Annotated in this window: 11 protein-coding genes and 1 pseudogene; 6 read left to right on the top strand and 6 right to left on the bottom strand. The window is 59.3% G+C overall.

Annotation, left to right across the window (positions count from 1 at the left end; genetic code table 11):
* Positions 1-4 precede the first annotated feature (4 nt).
* From DFR46_RS06055 to DFR46_RS06030, 6 genes are all read right to left on the bottom strand, one after another.
* Complete coding sequence (locus DFR46_RS06055; protein ID WP_116237182.1) at positions 5-1,222, bottom strand: serine hydrolase domain-containing protein; 1,218 nt, start codon at positions 1,220-1,222, stop codon at positions 5-7.
* A 59-nt stretch (positions 1,223-1,281) separates the two neighbouring features.
* Entirely contained in the window at positions 1,282-2,364 is a 1,083-nt protein-coding gene (locus tag DFR46_RS06050; RefSeq protein ID WP_116235631.1) for a Zn-dependent alcohol dehydrogenase, read from the bottom strand.
* Between the two features lie 68 nt (positions 2,365-2,432).
* Positions 2,433-3,719, bottom strand: a complete 1,287-nt coding sequence (locus tag DFR46_RS06045; RefSeq protein WP_116235630.1) for an acyl-CoA dehydrogenase family protein — start codon at positions 3,717-3,719, stop codon at positions 2,433-2,435.
* Positions 3,720-3,748: 29 nt separating this feature from the next.
* Positions 3,749-5,218, bottom strand: coding sequence for an MFS transporter (locus DFR46_RS06040; protein ID WP_116235629.1), 1,470 nt, complete (start codon positions 5,216-5,218; stop codon positions 3,749-3,751).
* A 6-nt stretch (positions 5,219-5,224) separates the two neighbouring features.
* Positions 5,225-6,073, bottom strand: a complete 849-nt coding sequence (locus DFR46_RS06035) for an SDR family NAD(P)-dependent oxidoreductase (RefSeq protein ID WP_116235628.1) — start codon at positions 6,071-6,073, stop codon at positions 5,225-5,227.
* 93 nt (positions 6,074-6,166) lie between these two features.
* The gene (locus DFR46_RS06030; protein ID WP_245953706.1) at positions 6,167-7,507 is read right to left on the bottom strand and encodes a spinster family MFS transporter; all 1,341 of its coding nucleotides are present in this window, start codon (positions 7,505-7,507) and stop codon (positions 6,167-6,169) included.
* Between the two features lie 101 nt (positions 7,508-7,608).
* Here DFR46_RS06030 and DFR46_RS06025 point away from each other — a divergent pair, with 101 nt between their 5' ends.
* The 6 genes and pseudogenes from DFR46_RS06025 to DFR46_RS06000 all read left to right on the top strand — a co-directional run.
* Complete coding sequence (locus DFR46_RS06025; RefSeq protein ID WP_116235627.1) at positions 7,609-8,790, top strand: acyl-CoA dehydrogenase family protein; 1,182 nt, start codon at positions 7,609-7,611, stop codon at positions 8,788-8,790.
* Positions 8,791-8,849: 59 nt separating this feature from the next.
* Complete coding sequence (locus tag DFR46_RS06020; protein WP_116235626.1) at positions 8,850-9,986, top strand: acyl-CoA dehydrogenase family protein; 1,137 nt, start codon at positions 8,850-8,852, stop codon at positions 9,984-9,986.
* 107 nt (positions 9,987-10,093) lie between these two features.
* Positions 10,094-11,239, top strand: coding sequence for an acyl-CoA dehydrogenase family protein (locus DFR46_RS06015; protein ID WP_116235625.1), 1,146 nt, complete (start codon positions 10,094-10,096; stop codon positions 11,237-11,239).
* 27 nt (positions 11,240-11,266) lie between these two features.
* On the top strand, positions 11,267-12,058 hold the full coding sequence (locus DFR46_RS06010) for an SDR family oxidoreductase (RefSeq protein WP_116235624.1): 792 nt from the start codon (positions 11,267-11,269) through the stop codon (positions 12,056-12,058).
* Positions 12,059-12,287: 229 nt separating this feature from the next.
* Positions 12,288-13,949: a GSCFA domain-containing protein gene (locus tag DFR46_RS06005; protein ID WP_116235623.1), complete on the top strand. Its 1,662-nt coding sequence runs from the start codon at positions 12,288-12,290 to the stop codon at positions 13,947-13,949.
* Positions 13,950-13,952: 3 nt separating this feature from the next.
* Positions 13,953-14,087, top strand: a pseudogene (locus DFR46_RS06000) (SDR family oxidoreductase); the annotation flags it as partial.
* Between the last annotated feature and the right edge of the window lie 4 nt (positions 14,088-14,091).

Genomic DNA, 14,091 nt, shown 5'->3' with positions numbered 1-14,091 from the left:
GCAATCAGGCCAGTGCGGAGTAGATCAGTGTCTTCAGCTCGCGCCGGATCGGGTAGACGTTGGAAGGCTGGAGCTGGGTCATGAACACCATCGTCAGATCCTCGAGCGGATCGACAAAGAAGGCGGTCGAATACAGGCCGCCCCAGTAAAATTCGCCTTTCGATCCCGGAATCATGGACCGGGCGACATTGTCCGTCACGGCGAAGCCGAGTCCGAAACCGGTTCCGGCATTCTGCGCCTCGCTGAACATGGCCTGCGACATTTCGGTCAGCTGCTTGCCTTCGGGCAGGTGGTTCTGCGTCATCAGGGCGATGGTCTTGCGGCTCACGATCCGGGCATCTCCCAATGCGCCCTTGCCGAGCAGCATCCTGCAGAAGCGGTGATAGTCCGCCGCCGTCGAGACTAGCCCGCCGCCGCCGGAAAGCAATTTGGGCGGCTTGGACCAAAGGCTCTTTTCCGCCCGGTCATACATGACTGGCTCTTTGGGGTTCCAGGTCCAGCAATCGCCGAGGCGGCCGGTCTTGTCTTCGGGTACGGTGAAGAAGGTGTCATGCATGCCGAGCGGCGCGAAGATATGCTCGGCGAAATAGGCGTCGAGGCTCTGCCCCGATACCCGCTGGATCACCGCGCCCAGAACATCTGTCGAGACCGAATAGTTCCAGGACGTGCCCGGTGAAAATTCCAGTGGAAGGCGGCCCAGTTCCGCGATGAAGCCGTCAAGATCGTAATTGCCGTGCCAGTTCTCCAGCTTCCGTTCGCGATAGGCGAGGTCGATATTAGAGCGGTTCTGGAAAGCATAGGTCAGCCCCGATGTATGCCGAAGCAGGTCGACCATCCGCATCGGGCTGTCGGTTGGTCTGGTCGTGAAGGGCACGGCGCCCCCGCCGCCTGCATAGACGCCGATATCCTTGAACTCGGGGAGGAAACGATGAACCGGATCGTCGAGCGCAACCTTGCCTTGCTCGACCAGCTGCATGAAGGCGATCGAGGTCACCGGCTTGGTCATTGATGCGATGCGGAACAGCTGGTCGTCTGCGACCGGAGTTCCGTCTTCCCGGGCAATGCCGCCGGAATCGAACAGCGCGACATCGTCGCCCCGGCCAACAAGCAGCTGAAAGTTTTTGAACTTTCCGCTCGCGATATAGCCTTTGGTGAGAAAGGCGGGGAGGCGGTTCAGTCGTTCGGGGATGAAGCCAAGGGTGTCTGCATCGGCAGTCTGCATGTGTCTGCTTTCTTCATTCATCGTCACGCCGAAACAGCTTCGGCGTAACGATTTGCAACCTAGTCGAACATGATCACGGAACGAACGGAATCACCGCCGCGCAGCTTGTCGAACCCGTCATTGATTTCTTCCAGCGTAATCCGCTCGGCAATCACTGAGTCCAGATCGAGCCGCCCGTCGAGATAATAGGCGACCAGCTTGGGCATATCGCGCATGAAGTGCGCCGACCCCATCAGCGAACCCTTGATCGATTTGCCCTGCAGGAAATCGGGCCCGTGAATTTCCAGCATTTCGCCGGGGGCAATCATGCCCAGCACGGTTGCCGCGCCGCCTCGCCTCAGCACTTTCCAGGCGATTTGTACGCTGTCCGTCCGGCCAACGGCTTCGACTGCATAATCGACACCGCCGCCGGTGGCTTCGATCACCTGTTTGACGACATCTTCGTCCCGCGCATCGAAAGTTTTGGTCGCGCCCATTGCCTTGGCCAGTTCGCGTTTCGATGCGACGGGGTCGATGGCGATGATATCGCCCGCGCCGGCGATCTTGGCGGCATTGATGGCGGAGAGGCCGATCCCGCCGGCCCCGACAACCGCCACGGTTTCTCCGGGTTTGAGGCCGCAATCGTTGAAGATCGACCCGGAACCCGTGATCACCGAACAGCCGATCAGGGCTGCCCGATCCATCGGCATGTCTTTGTCGATGGCGACACAGGCATTTTCGTGCACCAGCATTTTTTCCGCAAAGCCCGAAAGGTTGAGGAACTGGGTGATCGGTTCGCCATCTCTGCTCAGCCTCGGGGCATCGCCTTCGGCGCGCTTGGTCGACGGGTCGACACACAGGCTTTGCTGGCCATTCTGGCAGAGGTTACAGGTTCCGCAAAAGGGCGCGAGAAAGGTGATGACATGATCGCCGACTGCGACATGCCCAACTTCGCTGCCCACGGCTTCCACCACGCCTGCGGCTTCATGTCCCGGAATGGTCGGAAGGGGATAGGGATAGACGCCATCCACGAAATGCAGGTCGGACCGGCACAGGCCTACCGCCTTTGTTTTGATCAGGACTTCGCGGGGCCCCGGTTTGCCGATCTCGACATCATGGATTTCGAGCGGTTTGCCGGGTTCGACAAGAAGGGCAGCTTTCATTGTGTTTTCCTGTGTTCTGGTTCCTGTACCCCCTCCCCGGAGGAAGGGGGTGTAGCGGTTTCAAAGAACTAGCGCGTAACGCCAAGATCGCCGCTGGACATTGCGCCGTCATCATCGAGCGGCGCATGGCGACCGAATTCCCAGCGGGCGACGGCGCGGGCATGGACCTCGTCGGGCCCGTCGGCGAGCCGCAACGTACGCTGGCCGGAATAAGCCTTGGCAAGACCAGGATCAGTGGTGACGCCAGCGCCGCCAAAGGCCTGGATCGCATCGTCGATAATCTTCAGCGCCATGGTTGGTGCCGAGACTTTGATCATCGCGATCTCGTTGCGTGCGGACTTGTTGCCAGCGCGGTCCATCATGTCGGCGGCCTTCAGACAGAGCAGCCGGTTCATCTCGATATCGATGCGGGCCTTGGCGACACGCCATTCCCAGATCGAGTGATCGGCAATCGTTTTGCCGAATGCGACGCGCGACTGGAGCCGCTTGCACATCTTCTCGAGCGCGTCCTCGGCGACGCCGATGGTACGCATGCAATGGTGGATGCGGCCCGGCCCGAGCCGCCCCTGTGCGATCGCGAAGCCCTGGCCTTCGCCGAGCAGAAGGTTGGTCACGGGAACCCGGACGTCCTTCAGTTCGACTTCCATATGGCCGTGCGGCGCGTCGTCATAGCCGAAGACCGGCAGGTGGCGGATGATATTCACGCCCTCGGCATCGACCGGCATCAGAATCTGCGATTGCTGCGAATGGCGGTGTGCGTCGGGGTTGGTCTTGCCCATTACGATCGCGACCTTGCAGCGCGGATCGCCGAGCCCGGAGCTCCACCATTTGCGTCCGTTGATGACATATTCGTCACCATCGCGTTCCATCCGCGTCTCGATATTGGTGGCATCGGACGAAGCGACGGCGGGCTCGGTCATCAGGAATGCTGACCGAATCTCGCCGTTCATCAACGGGCGCAGCCACTGCTCTTTCTGCTCGAGCGTGCCGTAGCGATGGAGCACTTCCATGTTGCCGGTGTCGGGAGCCGAGCAGTTGAAACATTCCGACGACAGGCCGACGCGGCCCATTTCCTCGGCGCACAGCGCATATTCGAGGTTGGTCAGCTGCTCGCCTTCGAATTCGAAACTCTCGTCGACATGCTTCTGCCCCGAATGCGGTGGCATGAAGAAATTCCAGAGACCTGCTGTTTTGGCCTTGGCTTTCAGCTCTTCCAGTACCTCGCTCGTGCCCCAACGATCTTCGGGCGGGAACTCGGCGGCGTAATCGGCGACGCGGGGCCGAACTTCCTTGTCGATAAAGGTTTTGACGCGGTCTCTGAAATGTGTCTCGCGGTCGCTTAGGGTGAAATCCATGAGTGTCTCCTTTGGCTTTTTCGTGGATATTAGGGTGTTTCAGTGAGGCCGCGCATGCGTGCGATGCGGGCATGGTGATCGGCCTCCTTGATGGGAAAACGGGTCATGACATAGGCTGCTATAAGGCCCAGGGTCACGATTAAACTGACATAGATCAAGGCCAGATTGGTAAGCACTGTGTCAGCGACTTCGCCGGGGACAGCCTGTTCGGGGAATGCGGCAAAAGCGAGAATCGCCGCGGATATGAACACGCCGCCGCCCGACACGCATTTCTGGATGAAGAACTGGCCTGCGAAGAACAGTCCTTCCGACCGCCGGCCCGTTTTTTCCGCATCGTCCTCGATCACATCGGTTAGCATGGACGATTTGAGAATAAGGGCGGCGACCAGGGAACCGGTGCCGATGGCAATGAAAAACAGGATTGTCGGCATCAGCATCGGGTCGCCATTTTCAGGGATGATCCCGAGCACCCGGCCGATATAGGGCAGCGGCTGGAGGATCACGGCTCCGACTAGGAAAATCGCGGCCGCGCGCGGCTTGCCCACGCGGCGGGACAGCATGCTCGAGCCGATCACCGCGCCCAATATCCCGAACAGCAGCGTAAACACGTACCAGGCCAGCGCCGACGTGCTCAACTCCCAGAAGTAGGTGATGAAATAGGTCAGCAGCCCGAACGATATGCCCTGGCTCACATTGGCGCAAAAGCCGCCCAGCATGAGAATGAGAAATGCCCTGTTGCGCAGCGAGGCGAAGATGCCGCTGAACGTTTCCCCCAGGGTCATCCGCACCCGTTCAACCTGCGGCAGATATTTGATCTCGCTATGCGTGCCGAACGCGGACAGCATGATCGCGCCGGACATGATCACCGATGCGATGATGGCGTAATCGCGATAGCCCTGCGGGTTGAGCTGGCCGTCCGGATAGGCTTCCGTAGGTGCCAGCAGAACGGCAAAGGTGAAGAGCAGCATGGTCGCGCCGCCCAGCCAGCCGAAGAAAAAGCGCAGGCCGAAAATGCGTGTGCGTTCATGATAGTCGCTGGTCAGTTCCGGCCCGAGCGCCGCCATCGGCACTTCGAAGCAGGACATGGTCACCCGGACCAGGAAGGCGATGCCCAAAATATAGAAGAACATGCCTGTATCGCTGGCTTCGGGCGGGTTCCAAAGCAGCAGGAAAAACAGGCCCGCCGGAATCGCCGACAGATACAGGAAGGGATGGCGGCGGCCCCATTTGGTCCGCAGATTGTCTGACATATGGCCGACGATCGGATCGAAAAAGGCATCCATCACAAGGGCGATGAGCACTGCCGTGCCGACAATTGCAGCCGGTACGCCGATCACCTGATTATAGTAGATTAGCAGGAGCAGCGAAAAGCCGTTGTCCTTGATCCCGAATGCAATCGCCCCAAAGCCGAAGAAGAACTTCACACGGCCGGGAACCTTCCGGTCCATGGGGACGGCACGTTCGCGCGGTGCTTTTTCGGCTGGGGATGTGTCGGTCATTGCGGCTTACGCCTCGCCGTCGGCTTGCGCCTGAATAAGATCGAGCAAGCCGGGCGTGTCTGGATCCCAGCTGTGGCGATGGCCGACCGTGATGCCGCCATCGACGGTCAGGTCGATACCGGAAACAAAGCCGCCCTGATCCGAGCTGAGATAGAGCACAGCCTGGGCGATGTCTTCCGGCATGCCCGACCGGGCGACCGGCTGCGCCATCGGGGAAAAGGCGTGGATGGCCTCGTCGATCTTCCTGGCTTCTTCGGGTTCGTCCTTTCTGGAATCGGCGAAGATGTTGGTCATGATGAAGCCGGGGCTGATCGAATTGACGCGGATATTGTGGACGGCGAGCTGGGCGGCGGACAGCTTCGACAGATGCCGCACACCGGCCTTGGCCGTTGCATAGGCGACCGGACCCCATCCCGCTTCATGGGCGTTGATCGAAGAGGTGTTGACGATCACGCCGCCGCCGGCCTTTTTCATATGGTCGACCGCATAGCGCGTGCCCATGGCCACGGACCGGAGCAGCAGGTTCATCGTGCTGTCCCATCCTTCGGCGGTCATTTCGTCGATCCGCTCGGGCGCGCCTCCGGCCCCCGCATTATTGAACAGGATGTCGATGCCGCCGAAATGGCCGGCGGCGCTGTCCAGCAGGTCCTTGATCTCGCCCACTTCGCAGACATCGGTTTTCTGGAAGGCGAGGCGATTGTCGAATCGGGTATCCGCAGCCATCGCATCGCCGGCCTCAGCGTTGAGATCCCCCATCATCACCTGGGCCCCCTCGGCGATGAACGCCTCGGCTGTCGCCCGGCCGATGCCGGATGCCCCGCCAGTAATTACGACGCGTTTACCTTCGAATCTCATAATATTCCTCTCTGTTCCTATGCTAGGCCAATGCGTTGCGGCTTGAAACCCATTGTCGGGTCAGGGGCCGGATGAAGGGGATGCGGACGGCCATCACGATGCCGGTGCCTCATCGCGGCGCTTGAGCAGAACGCCCGCGCGCCAATAGTGGAAAATCGCCCAGGGCGTGGCCATGGCGACGATCAGCAGGGCATAGCGCAGCGATTCTTCGCCGAAGCGTGGTTGCAGCAGATCGCTGAGCACGCCGATCAAAGTCGGTCCGATGCCAAGCCCGATCAGGTTGATGACGAGAAGCGTGATCGCCGCCCATAGCGCCCGCAGCTTTACTGGAGCCAACCCCTGGATCAGGGCGAAAGTCGGCCCGAGATAGCTGGACGCAAACAGGATCGAGATGCCGTAAAGAATGATGCCGGTGGTCGGATCATCGACCAGATAGATGCCGACTGCGAAGGGGAAGGCGATGAGTTTGAACACTGCCACCATCGCGCTTTGCGCCCAGGTGCCCCAGCGCCGCGCGACCCAGTCGGCAACCTTGCCGCCACCGACGCCGGAAATGATGCCGATAACCATCAGGATCGGCGCGATCACCATTGCGATCTGGGCGACGGAAAGACCGAAGGAGCGCTGATAGTAGGTCGGCCCCCAACCGGTGAGGGCATAGCCGATCAAGGAAGTGAGCGTGACGCCAAGGACAAGATGGCGGGCGGCTGGCATCTGCCACATCGAGGCGAAGCCTTCGCGCAGGGACGGCATATCGCCAGCTTGGGCGGCCAGCTGGTTGGCATCTGAAAGGCCGCGCCGGGGCTCGACGACGAACAACCGGACGAAGATCGCCAGAACGATTCCGGGGATACCGATGCTGACCATCGCCCAGCGCCAGCCATAATAGGCCGATATCGTCCCGCCGATTATGATGCCGAGTCCTGCGCCCAGCGTAACCCCCAGCGAATAGATCGCCATCGCCCCGGCCCGTTTTTCCGGCGGATAGAGATCGGCGATAATGGAATGGCTGGGCGGACTGGACCCGGCTTCGCCGATCCCGACGCCGATTCGCGCGAGCAGCAGATGGGTGAAATTCTGGGCAAGGCCGCACAGAGCGGTCATAGCGCTCCAGATTGTGAGGGCGGCGGCGATGATATTGCGCCGGTTCATCCGGTCTGCGAGCCGGGCCACCGGGATCCCGAGCGTCGCGTAGAAAAGCGCGAAGGCGAAGCCGGTAAGCAACCCGAGCTGGGTATCGGAGAGCAGCAGGTCCGCCTTGATGTCTTCCAGCAGAATCGCGAGGATCTGACGGTCCATATAGCTGAAAAAATAGGTGAGGGTCAGCAGCCCCAGCGTCAGCGATCGGCGGCGCAGGGCCCGCTCGTCATCAGTTTCCTGACGCGGCGCAATTGCTTGAGCAATGTCCGGCAAATCCACTCCCAAAACGCGCACCCGGTCTTTTGCCGGCTATTCGCTATGCTGGACTTGAATTGACGTGCACGTCAAGCGTACAATCGAAAGAAAAATGAGCGACTCCTGAGGAGCACCCGAATATGTCCGACCTTGAAACTTTCCGCGCGGAGACGCGCGACTGGCTGGAAACGAATTGCCCGGCTGAAATGTGCGAACCGGTGCGCGATGACGACGATGTTTTTTGGGGCGGTCGCAACGCGACGTTCAAAAACGAGGCTCAAAAAGCGTGGTTCGAAGCCTGTGTCGCCAAGGGCTATACCGTTCCCGAATGGCCGGAGGCTTATGGCGGGGCGGGGCTGAGCCCGGTCGAAGGCAAGGTTCTCAAACAAGAAATGGCGCGGATCAAAGCGCGTCCGCCGCTATCGAGTTTCGGGATTTGGATGCTCGGCCCTGCGCTCCTGCAGTTTGGCAACGAAGAACAGAAGGTGCATTATCTGAACCAGATTGCGCGCGGCGAGATTCGCTGGTGCCAGGGATATTCCGAACCGGGGTCGGGTTCCGATCTCGTCAGCCTGCAGACCTTTGGCGAGGACAAGGGCGACCACTGGATCGTCAACGGACAGAAAATCTGGACCAGCTATGCCGACAAGGCCGACTGGATCTTCTGCCTCGTTCGCACCGACAAGAGCGACAAATATCGCGGTATCAGCTTTCTGTTGTTCGACATGGAAAGCGAAGGCGTGTCGACAAAACCGATTCTGCTGATCTCGGGAAACTCGCCTTTTTGCGAGACATTTTTCGACAATGTGAAAGTGCCCAAGCATCAGATTGTCGGCGAGCTCAATCGCGGCTGGGATGTCGCCAAATATCTGCTCGGTCATGAGCGCGAGATGATTTCCAACATGGGCGGCGGCGATGGCTCGGGATCGCTTGGCAAGGCGATGAAGCCGAGTCTGGGAACCGATGCGATGGGGCGGCTCGACGAGCCCATATTGCGGGCCCAGCTCGCCGAACTGGATGTCGACGCGCTGGCGTTCAAGGCGATGGCCGAGCGGTTCATGGACGAACTGAAGACGAAGAAGAACCACCCGGCCACACCCAACATGATGAAATATGTCGGCACCGAACTGAACAAGCGCCGGCATGAGCTGGTTATGAGCGCCGGCGGTTCCGAGGCGCTGGAATGGGAGAGCGAAGCATCGGGCGGCGGTGCGAAATCGCGCGACTGGCTGCGCACCAAGGCGAACAGCATCGAGGGCGGCACCAGCGAAGTGATGCTCAACGTGATCTCGAAACGGATATTGGAACTGCCGGACGGCTGAAGCCGCCTGATCGCACCGACCAGTAATCCGACAAGATAAGCAGAAAGAAGAGAAGCAGGATGCCCCTTTACCTCAATGACGACCAGGCGATGTTGCAGGACAGCGCCAGCGAATTCATGAAGAACGAAGCGCCGGTCTCGCATCTGCGCGAATTTCGCGACATGAACTGCAAGGATGGCTTCGGCCATGCGTTGTGGAAGCAATTTGCCGAAATGGGGTTCACTGGAATCCTGGTAAGCGAAGAGGATGGCGGCCTCGGACTCGGCAATGTCGAGGCGGGTATCGTGCTTGAGGAGATCGGCCGGAACCTGACGCCGTCACCTTTCCTCACCACTTCGGTTGCGGGCGTCGAGGGGCTGAACGCGGCTGGCAAGGATATGCGCGATCGCTGGCTGCCCGGCATCCTGTCGGGCGATACCGTTCTGGGCCTTGCCATCGACGAAAGCACCAAACATCGCCCGGAAAATATCGCCATGAAAGCAGAGCGTTCCGGTAACGGCTTCCGGCTCAATGGCAAAAAACAGTTCGTGATCCAGGGGGGCTCCGCGGACATGATGATCGTGGCCGCTCGCACGGGCGGCACTGCGGGCGAAACGGACGGCCTGACCGTGTTCGCCGTGGAAAAAGATGCAGCCGGCCTGTCGGCGGAAAGCGCCCGTCTGGTGGACAGCGCCATGGCCGCCCATGTTGAATTCGACAATGTCGAAGTGACCGCAGACGCGGTGATCGGTGAAGTCGACCAGGGCTGGGATGTGCTCACCCGCATGCTGCGCGCCGGGCGCGTCGGTTCCGCTGCTGAAACGGTCGGGGTGGGGGCCGGAGCGATGGACATGACCATCGACTATCTCAAACAGCGCAAGCAGTTCGACAAGGTGATCGGCTCCTTCCAGGCGCTCCAGCATCGCACGGCTCATCTTTATAGCGAGATGGAAGTCGCCCGTTCCGCCGTTATCAAAGCGCAGCAGCTGCTTGACGAAGGCAATGACGGGGCCGAGCTGATGGTGTCAGTTGCAAAGGCCAAGGCCGGGCGTGCCACCAACCTTGCCGTGCGCGAAGGCGTACAGATGCATGGCGGCATCGGTATGACGGATGAATATGATATCGGCCTCTATATGAAACGGGATCGCGCGCTCGCCGAATTCATGGGCGATGCGAATTATCACGCCAACCGCGTGGCGGAAATGAACGGCTATTAGGCCATAATGACACACCCGTTTGGGCTGAGCGTGTCGAAGCCCCGTTCTTTCCTGAAGGAAAGGACGACCCTTCGACAGACTCTGGGAGAGCGGATTGGGAGAGTGAAATGGCTTTGGATGACGAAACCTTTAACCAGCTTCTCGAAACCATTCGCCGTTTCGTTCGCGAGCGACTGCGCCCGCTCGAAGGCGAGGTCGAGGCCAACGACGCCATTCCAGCCGACGTTGTCGAAGAGATGAAGGCGATGGGCCTGTTCGGGCTGTCCATTGCGCCCGAATATGGCGGCATCGGCCTGACGATGAGCGAGGAAGTGCGCGTCGCCTTCGAACTGGGCGGTACGACCCCGGCCTTCCGCTCAACCTTCGGCACCAATGTCGGGATTGGCAGCCAGGGCGTGGCGATCGCGGGGACCGACGAACAGAAAGCCGAATGGCTGCCCAAAATGGCCAGCGGCGAAGTCGTCGCCAGTTTCGCCCTCACCGAACCGGATGTCGGATCGGATTCAGGCGCGGTGAAAACCAGAGCCGTGCGGGATGGCGACGTGTACCGGCTCTCCGGCACCAAGCGATACATCACCAATGCCGACAAGGCTTCGGTCTTCACCGTCATGGCGCGGACCGGAGAGGAAGCGGGCGGGCGAGGGGTTTCCGCCTTTCTCGTGCCGCGCGATCTGCCGGGCGTTTCGGTCGGCGAACCCGAAAAGAAGATGGGTCAGCAAGGCGCCAAGGTCTGCGATGTCATTTTCGACGATACGCCGGTGCCGGCGGCCAATCGGCTGGGCGCTGAAGGCGAGGGTTTCAAGGTAGCGATGCAGGTGCTCGATCGCGGACGCCTGCATATCAGCGCCGTATGCGTCGGCATCGCGGACCGGCTGATCGCTGACTGCGTGGCCTATGCGATCGACCGCAAGCAGTTCGGCCAGTCTCTGGCCGATTTCCAGCTTATTCAGGCGATGATCGCCGACAGCAAGGCGGAAAGCATGGCGGCAAAAGCGCTGGTGCTCGAAGCCGCCGCCAAAAAGGACGCGGGTGAACGGATTACGCTCGAAGCCGCTGCGGCCAAATATTTCGCCAGTGAGATGGTCGGCCGCGTTGCCGACCGCGCCGTGCAGATTCATGGCGGCGCTGGCTATATTGCCGATTATGGCATCGAACGCTTTTACCGCGATGTGCGGCTGTTCCGGATCTATGAAGGCACGAGCCAGATCCAGCAGCTGATCATCGCGCGGGAAACCATCAAGAACGGCGGGTAACGCCGCGAACAGGAAGGAATTAGATCAATGGATATCGCAAAACTTTTCAGCCTCGAAGGCCGCACCGCACTGGTAACCGGCGGCTCGCGTGGCATTGGCAAGATGATCGTCGAGGGCTTACTCTCGGCGGGTTGCCGCAAAGTCTATATCTCGGCGCGCAAGGAAGACCAGATCGCCGCCGCCGTGGAGCATTTTGGCGACAGGGTGGTTGGCATTCCGATGGATATTTCCACCGTTGAAGGGTGCAAGGCGCTCGCTGCGGCGATTTCGGAGCATGAGGAAAAACTCGATATCCTCGTCAACAATGCCGGTGCGGCCTGGGGCACGGATTTCGACGAATTTCCGGAGGCTGGCTGGGACCGGGCGATGGATTTGAATGTTAAATCGCCATTCTTCCTGACCCAGGCGCTGCACCAGTTGCTCAACAATGCGGCAAGCACCGAGCAGCCCGCCAAGGTCATCAATATCGGATCGATTGACGGGATGCGGCTCAACCCATGGGAAACCTATAGCTACCACGCATCCAAGGCGGCGATCCTGTGGCTGACCAAGCGGATGGCGGCCCGGCTGATTCAGGACAATATCATCGTCACGGCGATTGCCCCTGGCGCCTTTGCGTCGGACATGAACAAGGCCGCGCGCGATGCGGGCGATGCCGTGGCCCAGTCCATTCCGGCGAGGCGGATCGGCGAAGCCGAAGACATGGCGGCAGCCGCCATCTACCTTGCCAGCCGCGCGGGAGACTATGTGATCGGCGAAACGCTGACCGTCGATGGCGGCCTCGTCCATGCCGATACAAGGACCAGCATCGCGGGTTGACCGTTCAGCCCTTATCCCTGACGAGCAGGAAGTTCATCCGTGCCGCTGCAATCGGTTGCCGCCGCCCGTAGCTTAAGCTGGAAGGCTCTCGAGAGGCTAACCAGTTCTATAAACGTCTTTTTCTATCCGCCTTCTGATAAATTTGATTGTGTGATCGGAAGTCGATCCTCTCGTTCATATCAAGAAGTGGCTACCTTGCGCTCTTCGTCAGAAGCTATAGATCGAATCCATGCCTATTGTATCATTGAATGGCCCTGAGGCGTTGCGTATCCGCAAGACTAACGGTCTTGCCACTTGGGGCGTCAGAGACGAAGAAAATCGTATCGAACCGATTGCCAAACCGGCTTTCGATGTTCCCTTCCGGCTCAAACCGGGCGAGCGCATATTTACCATTGGCTCCTGCTTTGCACGCCATATCGAAGGAGAATTGCGTGATCGTGGTTTCAAGATACCGATGCGCGACCTTTTCACAAAAGGTGTGTTTGAAGGATTGCCGCCCGAAATTGTAAATAACTTTGGTACTCCCTCGATCTTTAACGAGTTTGCCTGGGCCTTTGGCGAGGAGGAGTTTGACGAGGATCAGGCGATCCTTGAGGTTGGTCCCAACAAATATGTCGATCTGCATATGGTCAACAGCATTCGGCCAGGCCCGCTAGCTGACGTACTCGCGCGCCGCCACGGACTGATGGAAGTGACGCGATCACTTGCAGATTGCCGGTTGCTTATAATAACCTTGGGCCTTGCCGAAGTATGGTGGGATGAGGCTGCACAGGTCTATCTCAACACGGCACCTTTGCCGGGCGCGATGAAGGCAAATCCTGAGCGTTTCTCGCTTCATGTTCTGAGTTTTCAGGAATGCCATGACTATCTGCAACGGGCGTTGGATATCGCCTTCAAGCATGGTCGTGATGACCTTCGCGCTATAATCACCGTCTCGCCAGTACCGATGATGGCAACCCATCGCCGTGACGATGTCATAACAGCCAATTGCTATTCAAAATCGGTCCTGCGAGTGGTTGCTGAGCAGATCGTCGCGGGTGATGATCGCATCACATATTTTCCGAGTTATGAATCTGTGACCTTGACGGACAGGCGCATCGCCTGGGCCGATGATTTCGTTCACACGACGCGGGCAATTGTGAAGTTCAATGTCGAGCGAATGGTCAATGCATACCTAGGAAATCGCGAAGCGGGGCAGGAGGTTTTGCCAGGTGTTGAGGAGTTTCCTACGGAATCGGCCGAAGCCCTTCTGTTTGCCGACAGGGCACGCGAGCAAAGGGTGAGGGGAGACCATGCCTTTTTCGAGGAACATGCCGGGCGGGTGAAAACATCGCCGGCATTCGCGATAGAGTATGCTCGCTTTCTTGTCTCAGATGGGCGCCCAAAAGAAGTTCTCGAAGCGGTCGACGGGTTGGAGCAGAGCGAAGCGAAATTGTTGCGCGCAAAAGCACATCTCAGCCTTCGCGACTATGATGCTGTCTTGGCATCGGTGCTGCCTCTCTGCAAACCGGGAACCAAGGGTATTCAACATTGGACGATGTTGATCGAGGCAAGGGCAGCCATGCAGGGCAAGGCGGGCATTCTTGATGCCGAGAAACTCTGGATGGAAACATCCCCCCGGCAGCGCATTCAGATTCTAACCTATATCGGAAATGCGCTGAGCCTCAAGAATGAGCATGACGAAGCGATTTCCCGGTTGGAGGAAGCTATTGAATCAGGCGAGAGCCCTCCGTTGGCGTCGATAGCGTGCGCCAAGTCTCTGCTTGCAACCGGCAACCCTAAAAGGGTTAAAACCTTGCTGGAAAAGGTGACCGGCAACACCGAATGGCAATTCAAACAGATCAAGACCTTGCTGAGTGAAGCAAGCCGTCAAAGCGCTGAATCGACTTAAAATGTCGGCGAAGCCGACGACATGGCCGCGGCGGCGATTTATCTGGCGAGCCGCGCCGGCGATTATGTGATCGGTGAGACGATCACCGTCGATGGCGGCCTCGTCCATGCCGATACAAGGACCAGCATCGCGGGCTGACCGT

Origin of the sequence: Parasphingopyxis lamellibrachiae (assembly GCF_003385775.1) — a bacterium.
In the GTDB taxonomy this organism is placed as follows: Bacteria; Pseudomonadota; Alphaproteobacteria; order Sphingomonadales; family Sphingomonadaceae; genus Parasphingopyxis; species Parasphingopyxis lamellibrachiae.
This window is presented reverse-complemented; position numbering and strand designations above follow the sequence as displayed.

Excerpts from the sequence above, each read along its gene's own strand:
- DFR46_RS06055 (WP_116237182.1), bottom strand. The coding sequence starts at position 1,222 with ATGCAGACTGCCGATGCAGACACCCTTGGCTTCATCCCCGAACGACTG.
- DFR46_RS06050 (WP_116235631.1), bottom strand. The coding sequence starts at position 2,364 with ATGAAAGCTGCCCTTCTTGTCGAACCCGGCAAACCGCTCGAAATCCAT.
- DFR46_RS06045 (WP_116235630.1), bottom strand. The coding sequence starts at position 3,719 with ATGGATTTCACCCTAAGCGACCGCGAGACACATTTCAGAGACCGCGTC.
- DFR46_RS06040 (WP_116235629.1), bottom strand. The coding sequence starts at position 5,218 with ATGACCGACACATCCCCAGCCGAAAAAGCACCGCGCGAACGTGCCGTC.
- DFR46_RS06035 (WP_116235628.1), bottom strand. The coding sequence starts at position 6,073 with ATGAGATTCGAAGGTAAACGCGTCGTAATTACTGGCGGGGCATCCGGC.
- DFR46_RS06025 (WP_116235627.1), top strand. The coding sequence starts at position 7,609 with ATGTCCGACCTTGAAACTTTCCGCGCGGAGACGCGCGACTGGCTGGAA.
- DFR46_RS06020 (WP_116235626.1), top strand. The coding sequence starts at position 8,850 with ATGCCCCTTTACCTCAATGACGACCAGGCGATGTTGCAGGACAGCGCC.
- DFR46_RS06015 (WP_116235625.1), top strand. The coding sequence starts at position 10,094 with ATGGCTTTGGATGACGAAACCTTTAACCAGCTTCTCGAAACCATTCGC.
- DFR46_RS06010 (WP_116235624.1), top strand. The coding sequence starts at position 11,267 with ATGGATATCGCAAAACTTTTCAGCCTCGAAGGCCGCACCGCACTGGTA.
- DFR46_RS06005 (WP_116235623.1), top strand. The coding sequence starts at position 12,288 with ATGCCTATTGTATCATTGAATGGCCCTGAGGCGTTGCGTATCCGCAAG.